At 64.1% G+C, this 20,455-nt stretch carries 19 protein-coding genes; 10 read left to right on the top strand and 9 right to left on the bottom strand.

The features are described 5' to 3' along the window. Positions 1-16: 16 nt before the first annotated feature. Genes FNZ07_RS16160 through FNZ07_RS16150 form a run of 3 tightly spaced genes read right to left on the bottom strand, consistent with a single transcriptional unit; the run spans position 17 to position 2,950 of the window. Entirely contained in the window at positions 17-1,468 is a 1,452-nt protein-coding gene (locus FNZ07_RS16160) for an NAD(P)(+) transhydrogenase (Re/Si-specific) subunit beta (RefSeq protein WP_091009959.1), read from the bottom strand. Continuing rightward, on the bottom strand, positions 1,469-1,795 hold the full coding sequence (locus FNZ07_RS16155) for an NAD(P) transhydrogenase subunit alpha part 2 (protein WP_091009957.1): 327 nt from the start codon (positions 1,793-1,795) through the stop codon (positions 1,469-1,471). A gap of 12 nt (positions 1,796-1,807) precedes the next feature. Beyond that, positions 1,808-2,950, bottom strand: coding sequence for a Re/Si-specific NAD(P)(+) transhydrogenase subunit alpha (locus FNZ07_RS16150; RefSeq protein WP_091009955.1), 1,143 nt, complete (start codon positions 2,948-2,950; stop codon positions 1,808-1,810). Positions 2,951-3,304: 354 nt separating this feature from the next. Here FNZ07_RS16150 and FNZ07_RS16145 point away from each other — a divergent pair, with 354 nt between their 5' ends. Next, positions 3,305-3,916 carry a glutathione S-transferase C-terminal domain-containing protein gene (locus tag FNZ07_RS16145; protein WP_091009952.1) on the top strand — a complete coding sequence of 204 codons (612 nt, stop codon included), beginning with the start codon at positions 3,305-3,307 and terminating at the stop codon, positions 3,914-3,916. A gap of 120 nt (positions 3,917-4,036) precedes the next feature. Here FNZ07_RS16145 and FNZ07_RS16140 read toward each other — a convergent pair whose 3' ends face one another. The 3 genes from FNZ07_RS16140 to FNZ07_RS34115 form a co-directional block, all read right to left on the bottom strand. Beyond that, entirely contained in the window at positions 4,037-5,647 is a 1,611-nt protein-coding gene (locus tag FNZ07_RS16140; RefSeq protein WP_091009951.1) for an FMN-binding glutamate synthase family protein, read from the bottom strand. 167 nt (positions 5,648-5,814) lie between these two features. Further along, positions 5,815-6,960: a tRNA 2-thiouridine(34) synthase MnmA gene (gene mnmA, locus FNZ07_RS16135; RefSeq protein WP_091009949.1), complete on the bottom strand. Its 1,146-nt coding sequence runs from the start codon at positions 6,958-6,960 to the stop codon at positions 5,815-5,817. Further along, entirely contained in the window at positions 6,957-7,463 is a 507-nt protein-coding gene (locus FNZ07_RS34115; RefSeq protein ID WP_091009948.1) for an NUDIX hydrolase, read from the bottom strand. The genes mnmA and FNZ07_RS34115 overlap by 4 nt, the downstream gene beginning before the upstream one ends. Before the next feature lie 1,070 nt (positions 7,464-8,533). Between FNZ07_RS34115 and FNZ07_RS16125 the strand changes: the two genes are divergently transcribed. From FNZ07_RS16125 to FNZ07_RS16085, 9 genes are all read left to right on the top strand, one after another. Continuing rightward, positions 8,534-9,973 (top strand): aminopeptidase P N-terminal domain-containing protein, encoded by a 1,440-nt coding sequence (locus FNZ07_RS16125; RefSeq protein WP_091009946.1) that lies wholly within the window; start codon positions 8,534-8,536, stop codon positions 9,971-9,973. Further along, complete coding sequence (locus FNZ07_RS16120; protein ID WP_091009944.1) at positions 9,970-11,184, top strand: UbiH/UbiF/VisC/COQ6 family ubiquinone biosynthesis hydroxylase; 1,215 nt, start codon at positions 9,970-9,972, stop codon at positions 11,182-11,184. Before FNZ07_RS16125 ends, FNZ07_RS16120 begins: the two co-directional genes overlap by 4 nt. 205 nt (positions 11,185-11,389) lie before the next feature. Then, complete coding sequence (dusB, locus tag FNZ07_RS16115; protein ID WP_091009942.1) at positions 11,390-12,454, top strand: tRNA dihydrouridine synthase DusB; 1,065 nt, start codon at positions 11,390-11,392, stop codon at positions 12,452-12,454. Beyond that, a complete protein-coding gene (locus FNZ07_RS16110; RefSeq protein ID WP_091009940.1) occupies positions 12,451-12,684 on the top strand; it encodes a Fis family transcriptional regulator in 234 nt (77 codons plus the stop codon). Before dusB ends, FNZ07_RS16110 begins: the two co-directional genes overlap by 4 nt. 45 nt (positions 12,685-12,729) lie before the next feature. Beyond that, positions 12,730-14,295, top strand: coding sequence for a bifunctional phosphoribosylaminoimidazolecarboxamide formyltransferase/IMP cyclohydrolase (gene purH, locus FNZ07_RS16105; protein WP_091009938.1), 1,566 nt, complete (start codon positions 12,730-12,732; stop codon positions 14,293-14,295). A 165-nt stretch (positions 14,296-14,460) separates the two neighbouring features. After that, positions 14,461-15,003 (top strand): crossover junction endodeoxyribonuclease RuvC, encoded by a 543-nt coding sequence (ruvC, locus tag FNZ07_RS16100; protein WP_091009936.1) that lies wholly within the window; start codon positions 14,461-14,463, stop codon positions 15,001-15,003. Positions 15,004-15,051: 48 nt separating this feature from the next. Next, positions 15,052-15,633 (top strand): Holliday junction branch migration protein RuvA, encoded by a 582-nt coding sequence (gene ruvA / locus FNZ07_RS16095; protein WP_091009935.1) that lies wholly within the window; start codon positions 15,052-15,054, stop codon positions 15,631-15,633. A gap of 137 nt (positions 15,634-15,770) precedes the next feature. After that, entirely contained in the window at positions 15,771-16,835 is a 1,065-nt protein-coding gene (gene ruvB, locus FNZ07_RS16090; RefSeq protein WP_091009933.1) for a Holliday junction branch migration DNA helicase RuvB, read from the top strand. Between the two features lie 32 nt (positions 16,836-16,867). Beyond that, positions 16,868-17,803, top strand: coding sequence for an oxygenase MpaB family protein (locus FNZ07_RS16085; RefSeq protein ID WP_091009931.1), 936 nt, complete (start codon positions 16,868-16,870; stop codon positions 17,801-17,803). A 10-nt stretch (positions 17,804-17,813) separates the two neighbouring features. Here FNZ07_RS16085 and FNZ07_RS16080 read toward each other — a convergent pair whose 3' ends face one another. The 3 genes from FNZ07_RS16080 to tyrS form a co-directional block, all read right to left on the bottom strand. Further along, on the bottom strand, positions 17,814-18,485 hold the full coding sequence (locus FNZ07_RS16080) for a histidine phosphatase family protein (RefSeq protein WP_091009929.1): 672 nt from the start codon (positions 18,483-18,485) through the stop codon (positions 17,814-17,816). A gap of 119 nt (positions 18,486-18,604) precedes the next feature. Beyond that, positions 18,605-19,063, bottom strand: coding sequence for a D-aminoacyl-tRNA deacylase (gene dtd / locus FNZ07_RS16075; protein WP_091009927.1), 459 nt, complete (start codon positions 19,061-19,063; stop codon positions 18,605-18,607). A gap of 75 nt (positions 19,064-19,138) precedes the next feature. Further along, a complete protein-coding gene (tyrS, locus tag FNZ07_RS16070; RefSeq protein ID WP_091009925.1) occupies positions 19,139-20,386 on the bottom strand; it encodes a tyrosine--tRNA ligase in 1,248 nt (415 codons plus the stop codon). Between the last annotated feature and the right edge of the window lie 69 nt (positions 20,387-20,455).

The following is a 20,455-nucleotide window of genomic DNA, read 5'->3' as shown; positions in this document are numbered from 1 at the left end:
TGCCGCACTTACCGCTTTACTCGACCGCTTTAACCATATCCTCGATGACCTTCTTCGCATCGCCGAAGACCATCATCGTCTTCTCCATGTAGAACAGGTCGTTGTCGAGGCCCGCGTAACCCGCGGCCATCGATCGTTTATTGACGATCACCGTGCGCGCCTTGTACGCCTCGATGATCGGCATGCCCGCGATCGGCGACTTCGGGTCGTTCTTCGCCGCCGGATTCACCACGTCGTTCGCACCAAGCACGAGCACGACGTCGACCTGACCGAACTCACTGTTGATGTCCTCCATCTCGAACACGAGGTCGTACGGCACTTCGGCTTCGGCGAGCAGCACGTTCATGTGCCCCGGCATGCGCCCCGCCACCGGATGGATCGCGTAGCGCACGTCGATGCCCTTCGCGATCAGCTTGTCGGTGAGCTCCTTCAGTGCATGCTGCGCACGCGCCACCGCAAGTCCATAACCCGGCACGATCACGACGGTTTCTGCGTTGCCGAGCATGAACGATGCGTCGTCGGCGGAACCGGACTTCACCGGCCGCTGTTCCTGCGCACCGGCCGCCACCGCGCCCGGTTCGGCGCCGAAGCCGCCCAGCAGCACGTTGAAGAACGAACGGTTCATCGCGTGACACATGATGTACGACAGGATCGCCCCCGACGAGCCGACCAGCGACCCGGCGATGATCAGCATCGGGTTGTTCAGCGAGAAGCCGATCCCCGCCGCAGCCCAGCCCGAGTACGAGTTCAGCATCGACACGACCACCGGCATGTCCGCGCCGCCGATCGGGATGATGATCAGCACCCCGAGCGCAAACGCGATCACCGTCATGATGATGAACGGCAACCATGCCTGCGTCAGGAAGAAGATCACGCCGAAGCCGACCATCGCGATCGCGAGCATCAGGTTCAGCAGATGCTGCCCCGCGTAGACGACCGGCGCGCCCTGGAACAGGCGGAACTTGTACTTGCCCGACAGCTTGCCGAACGCGATCACCGAGCCGCTGAACGTGATCGCCCCAACGAACGTCCCGATGAACAGCTCGATCCGGTTGCCGTACGGCAGGAAGCCAGGATAGGGGGCGTCTTCGAGGCCGATCCCGAAGGCGGCCGGTTCGCAGACCACCGCATACGCGATACAGACCGCGGCAAGACCGATCAGCGAGTGCATCGCCGCGACGAGTTCCGGCATCTTCGTCATCTCGACGCGCGCGGCGACGAACGCGCCGATCGCTCCGCCCACTACCAGCGCGCCCAGCAGCAGCGACAGCCCGAGCGTGAGGTTCGAGCCGAGCACCGCGGCCTGTTTGACGATCAGCGCAACCGTGGTGAGGATCGCGATCGCCATTCCGGTCATGCCGAACACGTTACCGGCGCGCGCACTCTTCGGATTCGACAGCCCCTTGAGCGCCTGGATGAAACACACCGATGCGACGAGGTACAGCAGCGTAACGACGTCGATACTCATTTACGCACCCTCCTTGGCCGCGCTGGCGAGCTTCTTCGGTTCCTTCTTGCGGAACATCTCGAGCATTCGTCGTGTGACAAGGAAGCCGCCGAACACGTTGACGGCTGCTAGCAGCACCGCCAGCGTGCCAAAGAACTTGCCCGGCCCGCCGATGGTAAGCCCGGCCGCCAGCATCGCACCGACGATCACGATCGCCGAGATCGCGTTGGTCACGGCCATCAGCGGGGTGTGCAGGGCCGGCGTCACGTTCCAGACGACGTGATAGCCGACGTAGATTGCCAGCACGAAGATGATCAGGTCGATCACGGTGTGGTTGATGACTTCCATCGCCGCTCCTCTTTATGGTTTGCGCGTGACGGCGCCGTCGCGGGCCAGCAGCGTGGCCGCGACGATGTCGTCCGCGAGATCGATGTTCAGGGTGCCTTCTTTCGTGACGATCAGCTTCAGGAAATCGAGCAGGTTGCGCGCGTAGAGCGAGGATGCATCGGCGGCGACCATCGACGCCAGGTTCGTGTAGCCGACGATCTGCACACCGTGCTTCGTCACGACCTGGTCCGCCTCGGTGAGCGGACAGTTGCCGCCACGTCGGCCTTCGTACTCCGCGCCGCGGCCGGCCGCGAGATCGACGAGCACGGAGCCGGGCTTCATCGCCTGGACGGTTTCGACGGAGATCAGTGTCGGTGCGGGACGCCCTGGGATCAACGCGGTGCTGATGACGATGTCGGCCTGCTTTGCGCGTTCGTGGACGAGTGCGGACTGGCGCGTGAGCCATGACGCAGGCATCGGCCGCGCATAGCCGCCGACGCCTTGCGCGGCATCACGTTCCTCGTCGGTTTCATACGGCACGTCGAGGAATTTTGCGCCGAGCGATTCGATCTGCTCTTTCACGGCCGGGCGCACGTCCGAGGCTTCGATCACCGAGCCGAGACGCTTCGCCGTGGCGATCGCCTGCAGACCCGCGACACCCGCGCCAAGGATCAGCACGCGGGCGGCCTTCACGGTGCCGGCAGCGGTCATCAGCATCGGCATGAAGCGCGGATACAGCGTTGCGGCGAGCAGCACGGCCTTGTAGCCCGCGATATTCGCCTGCGACGACAGCACATCGAGGCTTTGTGCACGCGTGGTACGCGGCGCGGCTTCGAGCGCGAACGCAGTCACGCCGGCCGCAGCAAGTTTCGCGGCGTTGTCGGCATTGAACGGATCGAGCATGCCGACGAGTACGGCGCCGCGTTTGAGCTGCGGGAGTTCGGCTTCGGTGGGGGACTGGACCTTGAGGACGAGATCGGCGCCGAATGCGGCGGCTACATCGACGATCTCGGCGCCGGCAGCGGTAAAGGCTTCGTCGGGAAAGCTGGCGCCGTTACCGGCACCGCTCTGAACCGTGACCCGATGGCCCTGCGCGACGTATTTCTTCACGGTCTCGGGCGTCGCGGCGACGCGGGTTTCATGCGCGCGCGTCTCGGCTGGCACTCCGATGTGCATCGTTGAATCCTCCTCGACCTTCCTGTGAATTGCCGACGAGGCCCGCCGGCTTGCTGGTGCAACGGCTACGGGTGTCCACTTTAACCGAAATTCCAGCCCCGGCCGGCGGCCTGGGGTTTCTCTTGGCATGGGGTTTATGCCAATCGGCTGGGTTTGGGTTTTTGCCCGAGTGTCGGCTTTGTTTTTGCCCGGGCGACCTGGCCATCCGGCCGTCTGGCCAGGCCGTCCGTGCCAGGGCAATGTTGCAATCCGCCCACAGCTGCGGCGGGCGCGCTTCCGGAAGATCGCCCGCCGTCGTCTGGACGACCGATATCCAACGTATACTTTCGCCGGATTCCATACGAGGCAGATGTGATGAAACTCATCGGTTCGCTGGCGAGCCCGTTTGTCCGCAAGGCGCGGGTCGTACTCGCCGAAAAGAAGATCGACTACAAGCTGGTGCTCGAGAACGTCTGGGCACCGGATACCACCATTCACACCTTCAATCCGATCGGCAAGGTGCCGTGCCTGATCATGGAAGACGGCGAGGCCGTGTTCGATTCGCGCGTGATCTGCGAGTACGTCGATACGCTGTCGCCGGTCGGCAAGCTGATTCCGCAGTCGGGCCGGGAACGTGTCGAAGTGCGCTGCTGGGAGGCGCTCGCGGACGGGATACTCGAAGCAGCGGTGCTGATCCGCCTGGAAAATGTGTTGCGTCCTGCCGACCGTCGCGACGATGCGTGGCTCGTCCGCCAGCAGCGCAAGATCGATGAAGGTCTGGTTGCGATGACGCAGGGGCTCGGCAGCAAGACGTGGTGCGCCGGCAATCACTACACGCTGGCGGATATCGCGCTCGGTTGCGCGCTGGGTTATCTGGACTTCCGGATGCCCGAGATCAACTGGCGCGAAGCACATCCGAATCTCGACAAACACTTTCAGAAATTGGCGCAGCGCCCGTCGTTCATCGATACCTTCCCGTCAGATTGAAGCCGTCGCCGCAGCATGACCGTTGCGGTCACGCTGCGGCCGCTCGTCGCTGTGCGGGGAAAACCGCCTGAGAGCGAACTCAACGCCGCAGGCGATTTTCCCGTGTTGCCGAATTAACGCTCAGGCCGTTGCAGTTTCGAGCGCCGGCGCAAACGAATCGCTGCGCGCCACCGGCCACCACTTCTCGTAGAGCGAGAACCGGTAATTGCCATTGATCAGATCGTTCGGCTCGAGATACTTGAGCAGATCGGACATCAGACGCACTTCATGCGACGACACGCGCCGCACGATGTGATGCGCCCGCAAGTCCGACGGATGATGCAGACCCGCTGCCTGAATGATTTCCTGCAACGCATGCAGCGTGTTGTGATGGAAGCTGAACACGCGGTCCGACTTGTCGGGCACGACGACCGCGCGCTGGCGCACCGGGTCTTGCGTCGCGACGCCGGTCGGACAGCGGCCCGTATGACAGGTCTGCGCTTGAATGCAGCCCACGGCGAACATGAAGCCGCGCGCCGCGTTGACCCAGTCCGCGCCGATCGCGAGCGTCTTGGCGATATCGAAAGCGGTGATCATCTTGCCGCTCGCGCCGATCCGGATGCGATCGCGCAACCCCGCGCCGACGAGCGTGTTGTGCACGAGCAGCAGCCCTTCCTGCAGCGGCACGCCGATGTGATCGGTGAATTCGAGTGGCGCCGCGCCGGTGCCGCCTTCCGCGCCGTCGACAACGATGAAGTCCGGCAGGATGCCCGTTTCCAGCATGGCCTTCGCGATGCCGAAAAATTCCCACGGATGGCCGATACACAACTTGAAGCCGGTCGGCTTGCCGCCGGACAGACGCCGTAGCCGCTCGACGAATTCAAGTAACCCGCGCGGTGTCGAGAACTCCGAATGTGTAGCGGGCGAAATGCAATCGCGTCCCATCGGCACACCGCGCGTTTCGGCGATTTCGGGCGTGATCTTCGCGGCCGGCAGCACACCGCCGTGCCCGGGCTTCGCGCCTTGCGACAGCTTCACCTCGATCATCTTCACCTGCGGCTCGTGCGCCTGCTTCGCGAATTTGTCGGGGTTGAAGCTACCGTCGTCGTTACGGCAACCGAAGTAGCCCGACGCGATTTCCCAGATGATGTCGCCGCCGTGCTCGCGGTGATACTTCGACATCGAGCCTTCGCCCGTGTCGTGCGCGAAATTGCCTTTCTTCGCGCCGAGATTCAGCGCCATGATCGCGTTCGCCGACAACGAGCCGAAGCTCATCGCGGACACGTTGAAGATCGACAGCGAATACGGCTGCTCGCGCGTCCCGCCCACCAGGATACGAAAATCGTGACCGTCGATTTTGGTCGGCGCAAGCGAATGGCTGATCCATTCGTGACCGGTCGCTTTCACATCGAGTTCGGTGCCATACGGACGGCTGTCGACTTCGTTCTTCGAGCGTTGATAGACGATGCTGCGCTGTACGCGCGAGAACGGTTTTTCGTCGGTGTCGTCCTCGATGAAGTACTGACGGATCTCCGGACGAATGAACTCGAACATGAAGCGGAAGTGGCCCCACAGCGGGTAATTGCGCAGAATTGCGTGGTGCTCTTGCGTCAGATCGAAAATGCCGAGCCCGACCAGCAGCACGGGCACGATGATCCAGAACCATGACAGGTGATGCAGCGAGGCAAGCGCCCCGCAGGCGACGACCAGTAGCACCGCGCACCACATGGCCAGATAGCGTCGATAAAACATGGGGGCTCCGTTGCAGTGAGTCCCCGCGGCGGGATCGTCAGGTTCGGGTACGGCAGGGATCCGTTGCGGGGTGGGACGAACGACTGCTCATTTTGTTGTGAAGGTGCAGCGTACCGCAGATGCGCGCGGCACGCCGTTAAGCTGCCGCGCACGAAACTTCCTGAAGCTCAGCGCGCGGTCAATAGCGCTGCTTGCTGCGGCCGGCGTACAGCAGGTTGCGCCGTCGTTGCATGCTCGATGATGCCGCCGCCGAGGCACACGTCGCCATCGTAGAGCACCGCGGATTGCCCCGGTGTGACAGCCCACTGCGGATCGTCGAAATGCAGTTCGAAGGTGCGGCCGCTATCGTCCGCTGCGCCGAATGTGCATGCCGCGTCGGCCTGGCGGTAGCGCGTCTTGGCACCGCACGCGAAGCCTTCCGCGGGCGCATGGCCTGCCACCCAGCTCGTGTTGCCGGCGACGAGCGTACGGCTCAGCAGCCACGGATGATCGTGGCCCTGCACGACGTACAGCGTGTTCGACACCATGTCCTTGCCGGCGACGAACCACGGTTCGCCGCTGCCGTCTCGGCTACCGCCGAGGCCGATACCCTTGCGCTGACCGAACGTATAGAACGCGAGACCGATGTGCTCGCCGACCAGCTCGCCGTCGGGGGTCTTCATCGGGCCTGGCTGGGTCGGTAGATAGCGGTTCAGGAAATCGCGGAACGGTCGCTCGCCAATGAAGCAGATGCCCGTCGAGTCTTTCTTCTTGGCGTTCGGCAGACCGATCTGTTCGGCGATCTCGCGGACCTTCGTCTTCGGGATTTCGCCGAGCGGAAACATCGTGCGCGACAGTTGCGCCTGGTTCAGACGGTGCAGGAAGTACGACTGGTCTTTCGTGAGGTCCTTCGCTTTAAGCAGCTCATGGCGACCGTCGATTTCGCGCACGCGCGCATAGTGGCCGGTAGCGATGGTTTCCGCACCGAGCGACATCGCGTGATCGAGGAACGCCTTGAACTTGATTTCCGCGTTGCAGAGCACATCGGGGTTCGGGGTGCGGCCGGCCGAGTACTCACGCAGGAATTCGGCGAATACGCGGTCCTTGTATTCGGCGGCGAAGTTTACGGCTTCGACGTCGATGCCGATCAGGTCGGCGACGGAGACGACGTCGATCCAGTCTTCACGGGTCGAGCAGTATTCGCTGTCGTCGTCATCTTCCCAGTTCTTCATGAAGAGACCGACGACGTCGTACCCCTGCTCCTTGAGCAGCCACGCGGTGACCGACGAATCGACGCCGCCCGACATGCCTACTACGACTTTCTGCTTGCTCATGGGTTGCCTGACTTGCTTGATGCGGAGGGCGCGACCGCGTGCGTGTGGACGAGATCGAGCGGAAAACGCCGGCCCGCGAGGTAGTCGTCGACGCAGCGCATCACGAGCGGCGTGCGATGCCGTTCGGGACAGGCGCGGAGCTCGTCGGCGGTCATCCACAGAGTGCGGACGATGTCCGGATCGAGTGCTCGTTCATCCAGCGCTTCTGCAGCCTGCCCGCAGAATGTGAAGCGCAGGTACGTGGTGCCTGTGCTGTCGCTGCTGCCTGCTGTCGGCTCGAAGTGCGTCATGTAGATGCCGACCAGTGCGTCGGGCGCGAACGGATGCGCCGATTCTTCTAGCGTCTCGCGGGCTGCTGCTTCGACGAGCGTTTCACCTGCTTCGAGGTGACCGGCCGGCTGGTTGAGCCGCAGCCCAGCGGGCGTATGTTCCTCGACCAGCAGGAAGCGGCCATCGCGCTCGATGACGGCGGCGACTGTGACGTGGGGGGCCCATGTTTCCATGGGGGCGTATTTTACAGGGTTTGGGGTTTTGGCTCAGGGGGCGGTTTTTTTTTGCGGTTTGGCCCTGCGCGGGGGCGGGGTGGTGGCTCCTGGCTGGTTTGTTTGCCTCTCCGGCGGATTTTCGTTAGCGCCTCGCGGCTGGTCCTTGTTTGCCTGTGCAGGCGGCTCTCCGTTAGCGCCTCGCGGCGCAGGCGTTGCCCCTGTGCGGGGCGGCACCTACTTTCTTTGCGCGGCAAAGAAAGTAGGCAAAGAAAGCCGCTCGAAACGTTATCGAGTCCTTTCCGTGTGCAGCCGAAGTGGCCCGCATCTAAGTGTCGCCCTCGCGGTGACCCGGCAGTGGTCCGAGACGAGACCATCCCTCGCACCCCCAACATCAGTGACAAGGCCGTCATTCACCCCGCTCGCACTACGTGCTCGCGGTTGGGTGACCACCGCGGAAACCCGGCCCAAAGAGCGCGACGTCAAAGCCGAAGGCGAACGCTGAAGGACGGTTCCAGGCGCACGCGGACCGCGATGTTGGCAACGAATTTAAGATGGCAAGTTGAAGGGTAACAAGCAAGCCTGAAGTCGAAGACGGAACGAGGCGCCAAACGAAGACGGAGAGGGTTATGCCCATCGGCGGCGAAGCCCGCCGGAACGGATGATGGCCTTGTCACTGTCGTTGAATGTGCGAGGTGTGATCTCGTCTCGGACCACTGCCGCGTCAATGCGAGGACGACACTTAGATGCGGGCCACGACGGCTGCACACGGAAAGGACTCGGTAACGTCTCGAGCGGCTTTCTTTGCCTACTTTCTTTGCCGCGCAAAGAAAGTAGGTGCCGCCCCGCACAGGGGCAACGCCCGCGCCGCGAGGCGCTAACGGAGAGCCGCCTGCCCAGGCAAACAAGAACCCGCCGCGAAGCGCTAACGAAAAGCCGCCGGCAGAGGCAAACAAGAACCAGTGGCGAGGCGCCAAAACAAAGCCCCCGTCCCAGGCAAAAGCACGACTAGCCGCGCGGCGGCAACAGGCACCGCCGCCAGCGCCCGGCAGCCCCTGAACGACCAGCGCATAGAGCGCTACAATCGCACGATGAACAAGCTCACCGAACTCCAGGGCGACCCGACGCCCGCCGCGCCCCCGGCCATCGACCTCTACCGCGCCCGCCGCGAACGCGTCCTCGCCGCACTACGCGCACAAGGCGGCGGCGTGGCCCTCGTGCCAACCGCACCCGAGGCGATCCGCAACCGCGACGCGGAATACCCGTACCGCCACGACAGCTACTTCTATTACCTGACCGGCTTCACCGAACCCCAGGCGACACTCGTCCTCGACGCAAGCGCACAGCCGGGCGAACCGGCGGCGATCCTGTTCTGCCGCGCAAAAAATGTCGAACGAGAAATCTGGGAAGGTTTCCGCTTCGGCCCGGAAGGCGCACGCGAAACTTTCGGCTTCGACGCAGCATTCGCCATCGACGACATCGATACCGAACTGCCCCGCATCCTCGCCGACAAACCCGCGCTGCACTACGCACTCGGCGCCTCGGCGGAACTCGACACGAAGGTACGCGGCTGGCTCGACACGGTGCGCGCGCAGAGCCGCAGCGGAACCGCCGCACCGGTGAGCGCACACGACCTGCTGCCGCTGCTCGACGACATGCGGCTCTTCAAGGACACCCACGAACTCGCGATCATGCGTCGCGCCGGGCAGATCTCCGCGCTCGCGCATCGCCGCGCGATGGCGGTATGCCGCCCCGGTGTGCACGAATACGAACTCGAAGCCGAACTGCTTTATACATTCCGCCGCTATGGCGCACAGGCGCCGGCGTACGGTTCAATCGTCGCGGCCGGTGCGAATGCGTGCGTGCTGCATTACGCCGCGGGCAACACGATCGCGCGGGACGGCGACCTGATCCTGATCGACGCCGCGTGCGAACTCGACGGCTATGCGTCGGACATCACGCGCACGTTCCCCGCGAGCGGCCGGTTCTCGCCCGCGCAGCGCGAGCTGTACGACATCGTGCTCGCCGCGCAGCAGGCTGCCGTCGCCGCGACCCGTCCCGGCGTCACCTTCGATGCGCCCCATCAGGCGGCTGTGCGGGTGCTCGCGCAAGGGTTGCTCGATACGGGCATCGTCGATCGTCAGCGCTATGCATCCGTTGATGACGTGATTACCGAACGCGCATACGCACGCTTCTACATGCACCGCACCAGCCACTGGATCGGCATGGACGTGCACGATTGCGGCGACTATCGCGAGCGCGGCGCCGAACGCGATGAACAGGGTGCGCTGCCATGGCGCACCCTGCAGCCGTCGATGGCACTGACCATCGAACCCGGTCTCTACATCCGCCCCGCCGACGATGTCCCCGAGCAATACTGGAACATCGGCATCCGCATCGAAGACGACGCAGTCGTTACCGCCGACGGCTGCGAGCTGCTCACGCGCGACGTCCCCGTCACCGCCGATGAAATCGAAGCGCTGATGCAGGAAGCGCGCGCAGCGGCGGGTGCTAACCACCAGCAGCCATGAGCGAAGTGTCCGCAGCCCCCTCTTCCGCCACGGCCAGCACCCCATTCGATTACGACGTGACGATCGTCGGCGCCGGTCCGGTCGGTCTCGCGCTCGCGGGCTGGCTGTCGCGGCGTAGCGCGACACAGGCGTTGTCGGTGGCGCTCATCGATGCGCGCGAACCGGAACACGCGCGCTCCGATCCGCGCGCGATTGCCGTCTCGCACGGCAGCCGGATGATTCTCGAGCCGCTGCGCTGGCCCGACGATGCAACCGCGATCCAGCGCATTCACGTATCGCAGCGCGGTCACTTCGGGCGCACGCTGATCGATCACAAGGAACACGGTCTGCCCGCGCTCGGTTATGTGCTGCGCTACGGCTCGATTGTCGGCGCGCTCGCCGATGCGGTCCGGCCGACCGCAGTGCACTGGCTCACGTCCACCGCCGCGCAAACGCCGGTGCAGGAAGACGATGGCGTAACGCTGCCCATCACCGGCGCGCACGGCTCACGCAACTTGCGCACCCGCATCCTCGTGAATGCCGAAGGTGGCTTGTTTCACGAACAAGGAGCACGCGACGCCGACAGCGGCAGTTCACGCGACTACGGACAAACGGCACTCGTCGGGACTGTCAGCGTCTCGGCTCCGCAACGGCACGTCGCGTGGGAACGCTTCACACCGGAAGGGCCGATCGCGCTACTGCCGATCGGCGGTGCGCGCGGCGCGGAGTTCGCGCTCGTCTGGTGCTGTGCGCCCGAACTCGCCGCACGCCGCGCACAGTTGCCCGACGACGCGTTTCTACGCGAACTCGGCACGGCATTCGGCAACCGCATGGGACGTTTCACGCAAATCACCGGCCGTGCTTCGTTTCCGCTCGGACTCAATGCAGTCGATACGCTCGTCAAGGGCCGCATCGTCGCGGTGGGCAATGCGGCGCAGACGCTGCATCCGGTGGCGGGCCAGGGGTTGAATCTCGGTCTGCGCGATGCGCACGCGCTCGCGGATGCCTTGTCGCTGCACGGCGCAACGCCGCTCGCGCTCGCCACCTTCGCGCAGCGTCGCGCGCTCGACCGGCGCCTCACGATCCGCGCCACCGACACGCTCGCCCGCGTCTTTACCGTCGATTTCGCACCGTTCGCCACACTGCGCGGCCTCGCGCTCACCGCGCTTGAATTTGCGCCGCCAGTAAAGACCGCCCTCGCCCGCCAGATGATGTTTGGCCAGCGCCGCTGAACGCACGAGCGCTCATAGCCCACGCATCCGGGTCCGCATGTTGGTCTATGAGCGCGGGCACTTTCATAGAAGATTTAATGGGTTACAGCAGACTCAAGGGGTTTGCCAGGAATCCGTTAACGGTAAAATGGCGGTTTTCCCTCGCAAATTGTCAATTCGTCCGCGCAGCGGACGGCTTTTGCGCTCCTTTTTTTCGACTCGCCCGATGCCTACTCTCGGCTCCCACAATCTGCGCAACAACCTGTTCGTCGCCCCGATGGCCGGCGTGACGGACCGGCCGTTCCGCCAGCTCTGCAAGCGGCTGGGCGCGGGCTATGCGGTGTCGGAGATGGTCGCGTCGAATGCGCAGCTGTGGAAGAGCGAGAAAACCATGCGCCGCGCGAATCACGCCGGCGAGGTCGAGCCGATCGCAGTGCAGATCGCGGGGGCCGATCCGGCCATGATGGCCGAAGCGGCCCGTTACAACGTTGCGAACGGCGCGCAGATCATCGACATCAACATGGGCTGCCCCGCGAAGAAGGTGTGCAACGTCGCCGCTGGCTCCGCGCTGCTGCAGAACGAACCGCTCGTGCAGCGCATCGTGTCCGCGGTGGTCGACGCCGTGGGCATCGGCCCAGATGCCGTGCCGGTCACGCTGAAAATCCGCACTGGCTGGGATCGCGACAACCGCAACGCGCTGACAATCGCGCGCATCGCCGAAGAAGCCGGCATTTCGATGCTCACGGTGCACGGCCGCACGCGCGCCGACCTCTATCGCGGCGATGCTGAATACGACACGATCGCCGCCGTCAAGGCCGCGGCGCACATCCCCGTGGTGGCGAACGGCGATATCTCGACGCCGCAGAAAGCGCAGGCCGTGCTGGCCGCCACCGGCGCGGATGCAATCATGATCGGCCGCGCGGCCCAGGGGCGCCCGTGGCTATTCCGCGAAATCGAGCATTACCTGCGTACCGGCGAGCTGTTGCCGGCGCCGCGCGTGGTCGAAATCCAGCAGATCATGAACGAGCATCTTGAAGATCACTACGCGTTTTACGGTGAATTCACCGGTGTCCGTACTGCGCGCAAGCACATCGGCTGGTACACTCGCGGCCTTTCTGGCGCCAACGTGTTCCGGCATCGCATGAATACGCTGGACACGACGCGCGAACAACTGCTCGCCGTCAACGAATTTTTCGACGCACAGAGCGCGCTTTCCGAGCGCCTCGTGTACGTCGACGACGACGTGAACAACGACGGCGAGCCGGACCATACCGACCGACTGGCAGCATGAGCAAGCACAACATCGAACAATGCGTCCGCGATAGCCTGGGGATGTACTTCCAGGATCTCGACGGCTCCAATCCGCACGACGTCTATGAAATGGTGATGGCGTGCGTCGAAAAACCGATGCTCGAGGTAGTACTCCAGCAGGCGGGCGGCAACCAGTCGCTCGCCGCCGAGTATCTCGGCATCAACCGCAATACGCTGCGCAAGAAGCTGCAACAGCACGGCCTGCTGTAGCGTCGCGCGCCCCGCCTCGTCCCTTTTCGGCTCCCCGTCCCCACCATGATCAAGCAAGCGCTCATCTCCGTTTCCGACAAGTCCGGCATCGTCGACTTCGCGAAGTCGCTGTCCGCTCTCGGCGTCAAGCTCCTGTCGACAGGCGGCACGGCAAAACTGCTCGCGGATGCGGGCCTCGCGGTCACTGAAGTCGCCGACTACACAGGATTCCCGGAAATGCTCGACGGTCGCGTGAAGACGCTGCACCCGAAGGTGCACGGCGGCATCCTCGCGCGCCGCGATCTGCCCGAGCACATGGCGGCGCTCGACAAGCACGGCATCCCTACCATCGACCTGCTCGTCGTGAACCTGTACCCGTTCGTGCAAACGGTGTCGAAGGAAGAGTGCTTGCTGGAAGACGCGATCGAGAACATCGATATCGGTGGGCCGACCATGCTGCGCTCGGCTGCGAAGAATCATCGCGACGTGACGGTCGTGGTCGATCCGGTCGACTACGCGAAGGTACTCGACGAAATGCGCGCGAACGCGAACGCGGTGAGCTATGCGACCAACTTCCGGCTCGCCACGAAAGTATTCGCGCACACCGCGCAGTACGACGGCGCGATCACGAACTACCTGACAAGCCTCACCGACGAACTGCAACACAAGTCGCGCAACGCGTACCCGGCTACGCTGAACCTCGCGTTCGACAAGGTGCAGGACCTGCGCTACGGCGAAAACCCGCATCAGGGTGCGGCGTTCTACCGCGACCTCGCAGCACCGGCGGGCGCGCTTGCTAACTACCACCAGTTGCAGGGCAAGGAACTGTCGTACAACAACATCGCCGATTCCGACGCAGCATGGGAATGCGTGAAGACGTTCGACGTGCCCGCCTGCGTGATCGTCAAGCATGCGAATCCGTGCGGTGTCGCAGTCGCCGCAGGTGCGCACGAAGCGTATCTGAAGGCGCTGCAGACGGACCCGACTTCGGCGTTCGGCGGGATCATCGCGTTCAATCGCGAAGTCGACGAAGCGGCTGCGCAAGCCGTGGCGAAGCAGTTTGTCGAAGTGCTGATCGCGCCCGCTTTCAGCGCTGCGGCAAAGCAGGTGTTCGCCGCGAAGCAGAACGTCCGCCTGCTCGAAATCGCACTCGGCGACGGTCACAATGCGTTCGACCTGAAGCGTGTGGGCGGCGGCCTGCTCGTGCAATCGCTCGATGCGCGCAACGTGCAACCGGACGAACTGCGCGTGGTCACGAAGCGCCAGCCTACTCCGAAGGAAACGGACGATCTGCTGTTCGCCTGGCGCGTGGCGAAGTACGTGAAGTCGAACGCGATCGTGTTCTGCGGCAATGGCATGACGCTCGGCGTCGGCGCCGGCCAGATGAGTCGTGTCGATTCGGCTCGGATTGCTAGCATCAAGGCGCAGAACGCGGGGTTGTCGCTGGGCGGTTCGGCGGTGGCGTCGGATGCGTTCTTCCCGTTCCGCGACGGCCTCGACGTCGTGGTCAACGCAGGCGCGACCTGCGTGATCCAGCCGGGTGGTTCGATGCGCGACGACGAAGTGATCGCCGCCGCCGATGAACACGGCATCGCGATGGTTTTGACGGGTGTGCGGCATTTCCGTCATTGACGACATCACTGAGCACGTAACCGGGTTTCCCACGTCCATGCACGGGTAGCCACCTACCCTGCGCGAATGGCACGATGAACACGGCCGGCCGGGCTGCACGCCCCGCCGGCCGTTTTTCATGCGATTCGTTGTAGTATCGCAAGCAGTCCTTTCCCAGCGCATTTCATGAGAATTCTCGGCATCGATCCAGGTTTGCGCGTGACCGGCTTCGGCGTCATCGACCAGTCCGGCCATCAGCTTGCGTATGTCGCGAGCGGCGTCATCAAGACGTCGGACGCGGACCTGCCGTCGCGCCTCGGCACGATCTTCGAGGGCATCTCGACATTGATCCGCCAGCACGCGCCCGATCAATCCGCAATCGAAAAAGTCTTCGTGAACGTCAATCCGCAGTCCACCTTGTTGCTCGGCCAGGCGCGCGGCGCGGCGATCTGCGGGCTCGTCGCGGGCGGCGTGCCGGTGGCCGAGTACACCGCCCTGCAGTTGAAGCAAGCGGTGGTCGGCTACGGCCGCGCAACGAAGGAACAGATGCAGCACATGGTCGTGCGCCTGCTGAACCTGTCGGGCCTGCCGGGCACCGACGCCGCCGACGCGCTCGGCATGGCGATCTGCCACGCTCACAGTGGCAACACGTTGAGCACGCTGGGCGGCCTCGCGCCGGCGCTTGCCAAAAAAGGCCTGCGCGTGCGGCGCGGGCGCCTTGTCGGCTAACCTGCGCGCTGCGCTACACTCGCGCTTTCTCAATCGGTTGAACCCGCCATGATCGGTCGCATTGCCGGCGTCCTGCTGGAAAAAAATCCGCCTCACCTGCTGGTCGATTGCAACGGCGTCGGCTACGAAATCGACGTGCCGATGAGCACGTTCTACAACCTGCCTTCCACCGGCGAGCGCGTGGTTCTGCTGACCCAGTTGATCGTCCGTGAGGACGCGCATCTGCTGTACGGTTTCGCGACCCTGCAAGAACGCACCACGTTTCGCGAACTGCTGAAGATCAGCGGCATCGGTGCGCGCATGGCGCTGGCCGTGCTGTCGGGCATGAGCGTGCACGAGCTGTCGCAAACCGTCACGCTGCAGGACGCCGCGCGTCTGACACGCGTACCGGGAATCGGCAAGAAGACCGCCGAGCGCCTGCTGCTCGAACTGAAGGGCAAGCTCGGTGCGGATCTGGGCGCGATGGCGAGTGCAGCATCGGCTTCGGGCCATGCACCCGATATCCTGAATGCACTGCTGTCATTGGGTTACTCCGAGAAAGAAGCGCTGGCCGCAATCAAGAACGTGCCGGCCGGTACCGGGGTTTCCGACGGCATCAAACTGGCGCTGAAGGCGCTCTCGAAAGTCTGACATCCGGCTTCGCCGCGTGCCGTGGATAGAGCTCCACATGCCGCCGCGCGGCCCACACCCTGACCGATCGACCGTGTTGGCCTGGTTAGCGGGTTGGCCGGGTTTGCGATAGCGCGGCGCGCGGTACAATCCCCACCATGATTGAAACCGACAAACTCGCCGCCGAACGCATCATCGCCGCCACGCCCGTGTCGCCGAACGAGGAGGCGTTCGAGCGTGCGCTGCGTCCGAAGCAGCTCGACGAGTACATCGGGCAGGAAAAGGTGCGCGGTCAGCTTGAAATCTTCATCGAAGCAGCCCGGCGCCGCTCGGAATCGCTGGATCATGTGCTGCTGTTCGGGCCGCCTGGCCTCGGCAAGACCACGCTCGCGCACATCATCGCGCGGGAAATGGGCGTGAACCTGCGGCAAACCTCCGGGCCCGTGCTCGAACGCGCAGGCGACCTCGCCGCGCTGCTGACCAATCTCGAAGCCAACGACGTGCTGTTCATCGACGAAATCCACCGGCTCTCGCCGGTCGTCGAGGAGATCCTGTACCCGGCACTCGAGGACTACCAGATCGACATCATGATCGGCGAAGGTCCGGCCGCGCGCAGCGTGAAGCTGGATCTGCAGCCGTTCACACTGGTCGGCGCGACTACCCGCGCCGGCATGCTGACCAACCCGTTGCGCGACCGCTTCGGGATCGTCGCGCGTCTCGAGTTCTATACCGCCGAACAACTCGCACGCATCGTCACGCGCTCGGCTTCGCTGCTCAACGCGCAGATCCATCCGGACGGCGCCTTCGAGATCGCGAAACGTGCGCGCGGCACGCCGCGTATCGCGAACCGCCTGCTGCGGCGCGTGCGCGACTTCGCCGAAGTGAAGGCCGACGGCAACATCACGGCGAAGGTGGCGGATGACGCACTGGTGATGCTCGACGTCGACCCGGTCGGCTTCGACCTGATGGACCGCAAGCTGCTCGAAGCGATCCTGCACAAATTCAACGGTGGCCCGGTGGGCGTCGATAACCTCGCGGCCGCGATCGGTGAAGAGCGCGACACGATCGAGGACGTGCTCGAGCCGTATCTGATCCAGCAAGGCTTCCTGCAGCGCACCCCGCGCGGGCGCGTCGCGACGCTGCTGACGTACCGGCACTTCGGCCTCGCCGCACCCGATGCGTCGAATCCGTTGCCGGGTCTGTGGGAAGCCGGCGAAACCTGAGCCGCGCATAGGGTCGCAAGGAGCCTTCCGCAATGTCCGACCCAGCCAGTCGTCAATCTGAACCCCGCATCGGCCTCGGCGCATCGCTTGCCCGACGTGTGCGTATGGCGATTGTCGACGGTGTGACGCAACTCACGGTCGCGAGCGGCCCGCAACTCGATTTGTCGTCGCCGCCCGGCGACCCCGGCTTGTTTGGGTCCGACGCGGTGTGCTGGAAAGTGCATGCCGACTTCACATCGATGATGGCAGGCGGCGTCAGCGCACTACTGCTACAGGCGCTGCATCCGCTCGCACTCGCGGGTGTCTGGGATCATTCGACGTTTCGCACCGACATTCTCGGGCGACTGCGCCGCACCGCAACGTTTATTACCGGCACGACGTACGGCAACCGGCGCGATGCGCTGGCGCTGATCGAACGGGTGCGGCAGATTCATCTGGGTGTGACCGGCACCGCGCCCGACGGCCGGCCGTATCGCGCCAGCGACCCTGCGCTGCTTACCTGGGTCCACGTAGCCGAGGTGTCGAGCTTTCTCGCGGCATACCTGCGCTATGTGAATCCGACGCTGCCCGCCGAAGCACAGGACCAGTATTTTGCGGAAACCGCGCGGATTGCAGCGATGCTGGGCGCAGCCGACGTGCCGCAGTCGCGCGCGGCCATCGAAGCGTATCTGCTGAACATGCGCCCGGTACTCGAAACCGGGCCGCGCACCGACGAAGTCGTGCGGATTCTGATGAACGCCCGTGCGCCCAGTGCCGCGATGCGGCCGGCCGGCGCGCTCATGCTGAACGCAGGCGTGGACCTGCTACCGGACTGGGCTCAGCAAATGCTCGGCTTCGACACGCTTGCAGGCGTACGTCGCGCGATGGTTCGGCCCGGCGTCAAACTCTTTGCGCCCGTGCTGCGCTGGGCGCTGAACAACGGTGCGTCGAAGCGCGCACGACGGCGCGCCGCCGCGCAGCCTGATTGAATCGGCTGAATCAACGTCCTGGTTCGGGCACCCTGCGCAAACCGTCGTCCTCGCTGCGCGCATCCAGATGCGCAACATCCGCCCACGACAGCACCGTCGCCTTGCCACCGTCCATCTCCACCACGTTGATACTCGTGTTCAGCAGCGCGTAGCTGCGCGGCATATCAAGCGTCATGCCGTGTGCAAATCGGTACACGCAATCGAGCACGCCGCCGTGCGCGACGCACGCAATCCTGCCCTGCGGATGCGTCGCGACGATCGGCTCCAGCGTGTGCAGGACGCGGTGATAGAACTCGCGTTGGGACTCGCCTTCGGGCGGTGCGAAACCGGCGTCGCGGGTTTGCCAGTGCGCGTACTCGTCGGGAAAGCGCTCGGCGATCTGCTCGCTGTCGTAGCCCTGAAACGCGCCGTACGAGCGCTCGCGCAAACCTTCGTTCAACTGCAGCGGCAGGCCGAGCGCGTCGGCAATCGGCTGGGCGGTCTGTTGCGCGCGCAACAGGTCGCTCGAATAGATCGCATCGAGACGTGCGCCATGCTCTGCCTCACGCGCAAGGCGCTGCGCCAGTCGCCCGGCCTGCTCGATGCCACTCGCCGCGAGCGGGATATCAATGTGGCCCTGGATGCGTTTGATACGGTTCCATCCGGTCTCGCCGTGCCGGATGAAGAGAATCTGCGTGGACATGTCAGTGCGCACCTGTGGTCGGGTCTGGCAATGCCGGACGCGGTTGGGTTGTTGCGAAGCGGAGGGGGAACAGCGAGCCGCTATTGTCGCAAAAGCGACGGCGAAAAGTCAGACGCGGGTCAGGCGTGTGTTTGCAGCCAGAACGTGACGGGGCCGTCGTTGACGAGCGATACCTGCATGTCGGCACCGAACTCACCGGTCTCGACCACCGGATGCTTCGCACGTGCGGCCGCCACAAAATAATCGAACAACCGCCGCCCTTCGTCGGGTGCGGCGGCTGGGGTGAAGCTCGGACGCAGGCCGCTGTTGGTATCGGCGGCGAGCGTGAACTGCGATACCAGCAGCAAGCCACCCGCGCGCCCCGCGCCGTCGATGTTCTGCACCGGCAAATTCATCTTGCCGGCCGCATCGCTAAACACGCGATAGCCGAGCAGCTTGGTCAGCAGACGATCGGCGGCGGCTTCGGTGTCGCCGCGCTCGGCACAGACTAGCGCCAGCAGGCCCGCGCCGATTGCACCTGTCACGCGGTCAGCGACGCGTACTTCGGCGCGCGTCACCCGCTGGATCAACGCGATCATGCGCGCAGCTCCGGTAAGCGTACCGTCACCCGTTGAATCGACGCAATCATGTGCGCAGCCTCGACAGGCGTACCGTCACGCGGTCAGCGTCACGCGTGCGAAGCGGCGCTTGCCGACCTGCACGACGTATTCGCCAGCCTCGACCTTCAGCGCCTTGTCGGAGATCGTCGCACCGTCGATTTTCACGCCGCCCTGCTCGATGTTGCGCAACGCGTCGCTCGTCGACGGTACCAGGTTCGCCTGCTTCAACAACTGGCCAATGCCCAGCGGCGCACCCGCCAGCGTGACTGACGGGATATCGTCGGGAACGCCACCCTTCGCGCGGTGATTGAAGTCTTCGAGCGCGCGTTCGGCATCGGCCTGCGAGTGGAAGCGCGTCACGATTTCCTGCGCGAGCATCACCTTGAAGTCGCGCGGATTGCGACCGGCTTCGATTTCGCCGCGGAAGCCGGCAATCTCGTCCATAGGACGGAACGACAGCAGTTCGAAGTAACGCCACATCAACACGTCCGAGATGCTCATCAACTTGCCGAACATGTCGTTCGGTTTCTCGCTAATGCCGATGTAGTTGTGTTTCGACTTCGACATCTTCTCGACGCCGTCGAGCCCTTCGAGCAGCGGCATCGTCAAAATGCACTGCGGCTCCTGACCGTATTGCTTCTGCAACTCGCGGCCCACCAGCAGATTGAACTTCTGGTCCGTACCGCCTAGTTCGAGATCGGCGTTCAGCGCGACCGAATCGTAGCCTTGCATCAGCGGATACAGAAGCTCGTGGATCGAGATCGGCACGCCGCCCTGGAAACGCTTCGTGAAGTCTTCACGCTCGAGAATTCGCGCGACCGTGTAGCGCGACGCCAGCTTGATCATGCCGTCGGCGCCGAGCGGCATCGACCATTCGCTGTTGTAGCGGATCTCGGTCTTTTCGCGATCGAGCACCAGCGCGGCCTGATCGAAGTACGTCTTCGCGTTCGATTCGATCTGTTCGCGCGTAAGCGGCGGACGCGTCGCGTTGCGGCCCGACGGATCGCCGATCAGCGACGTGAAGTCGCCGATCAGGAAGATCACCGTATGGCCGAGATCCTGCAACTGACGCATCTTGTTCAGCACGACGGTGTGGCCGATATGGATGTCGGGCGCGGTCGGATCGAGACCGAGCTTGATGCGCAGCGGCGTGCCGGTGGCGGCGCTCTTTGCGAGCTTCTGCGCGAACTCTTCTTCGATCAGCAGTTCGTCGACGCCGCGCTTCGTGACGGCAAGCGCGTGGCGGACTTCGTCGGTGATCGGGAACGCGGCGCTGGGTTTGGACGTGGACTCGGTGCTCATGCTGGATACGGAAGGTCGCAAAAGGAGAGATTGTCCCATAGATAGCGCGGCGAGCGTCCCAACGCGGAA

The sequence above is a fragment of the Paraburkholderia megapolitana genome (assembly GCF_007556815.1).
GTDB classification, from domain to species: Bacteria; Pseudomonadota; Gammaproteobacteria; order Burkholderiales; family Burkholderiaceae; genus Paraburkholderia; species Paraburkholderia megapolitana.
Note: the sequence above shows the minus strand (reverse complement) of the source record. Positions and strands in the feature narration are given on the sequence as shown.

What these genes read in the sequence shown, in the direction of transcription:
- FNZ07_RS16160 (WP_091009959.1), bottom strand. Translation starts at nt 1,468, where the DNA reads ATGAGTATCGACGTCGTTACGCTGCTGTACCTCGTCGCATCGGTGTGT.
- FNZ07_RS16155 (WP_091009957.1), bottom strand. Translation starts at nt 1,795, where the DNA reads ATGGAAGTCATCAACCACACCGTGATCGACCTGATCATCTTCGTGCTG.
- FNZ07_RS16150 (WP_091009955.1), bottom strand. Translation starts at nt 2,950, where the DNA reads ATGCACATCGGAGTGCCAGCCGAGACGCGCGCGCATGAAACCCGCGTC.
- FNZ07_RS16145 (WP_091009952.1), top strand. Translation starts at nt 3,305, where the DNA reads ATGAAACTCATCGGTTCGCTGGCGAGCCCGTTTGTCCGCAAGGCGCGG.
- FNZ07_RS16140 (WP_091009951.1), bottom strand. Translation starts at nt 5,647, where the DNA reads ATGTTTTATCGACGCTATCTGGCCATGTGGTGCGCGGTGCTACTGGTC.
- mnmA (WP_091009949.1), bottom strand. Translation starts at nt 6,960, where the DNA reads ATGAGCAAGCAGAAAGTCGTAGTAGGCATGTCGGGCGGCGTCGATTCG.
- FNZ07_RS34115 (WP_091009948.1), bottom strand. Translation starts at nt 7,463, where the DNA reads ATGGAAACATGGGCCCCCCACGTCACAGTCGCCGCCGTCATCGAGCGC.
- FNZ07_RS16125 (WP_091009946.1), top strand. Translation starts at nt 8,534, where the DNA reads ATGAACAAGCTCACCGAACTCCAGGGCGACCCGACGCCCGCCGCGCCC.
- FNZ07_RS16120 (WP_091009944.1), top strand. Translation starts at nt 9,970, where the DNA reads ATGAGCGAAGTGTCCGCAGCCCCCTCTTCCGCCACGGCCAGCACCCCA.
- dusB (WP_091009942.1), top strand. Translation starts at nt 11,390, where the DNA reads ATGCCTACTCTCGGCTCCCACAATCTGCGCAACAACCTGTTCGTCGCC.
- FNZ07_RS16110 (WP_091009940.1), top strand. Translation starts at nt 12,451, where the DNA reads ATGAGCAAGCACAACATCGAACAATGCGTCCGCGATAGCCTGGGGATG.
- purH (WP_091009938.1), top strand. Translation starts at nt 12,730, where the DNA reads ATGATCAAGCAAGCGCTCATCTCCGTTTCCGACAAGTCCGGCATCGTC.
- ruvC (WP_091009936.1), top strand. Translation starts at nt 14,461, where the DNA reads ATGAGAATTCTCGGCATCGATCCAGGTTTGCGCGTGACCGGCTTCGGC.
- ruvA (WP_091009935.1), top strand. Translation starts at nt 15,052, where the DNA reads ATGATCGGTCGCATTGCCGGCGTCCTGCTGGAAAAAAATCCGCCTCAC.
- ruvB (WP_091009933.1), top strand. Translation starts at nt 15,771, where the DNA reads ATGATTGAAACCGACAAACTCGCCGCCGAACGCATCATCGCCGCCACG.
- FNZ07_RS16085 (WP_091009931.1), top strand. Translation starts at nt 16,868, where the DNA reads ATGTCCGACCCAGCCAGTCGTCAATCTGAACCCCGCATCGGCCTCGGC.
- FNZ07_RS16080 (WP_091009929.1), bottom strand. Translation starts at nt 18,485, where the DNA reads ATGTCCACGCAGATTCTCTTCATCCGGCACGGCGAGACCGGATGGAAC.
- dtd (WP_091009927.1), bottom strand. Translation starts at nt 19,063, where the DNA reads ATGATCGCGTTGATCCAGCGGGTGACGCGCGCCGAAGTACGCGTCGCT.
- tyrS (WP_091009925.1), bottom strand. Translation starts at nt 20,386, where the DNA reads ATGAGCACCGAGTCCACGTCCAAACCCAGCGCCGCGTTCCCGATCACC.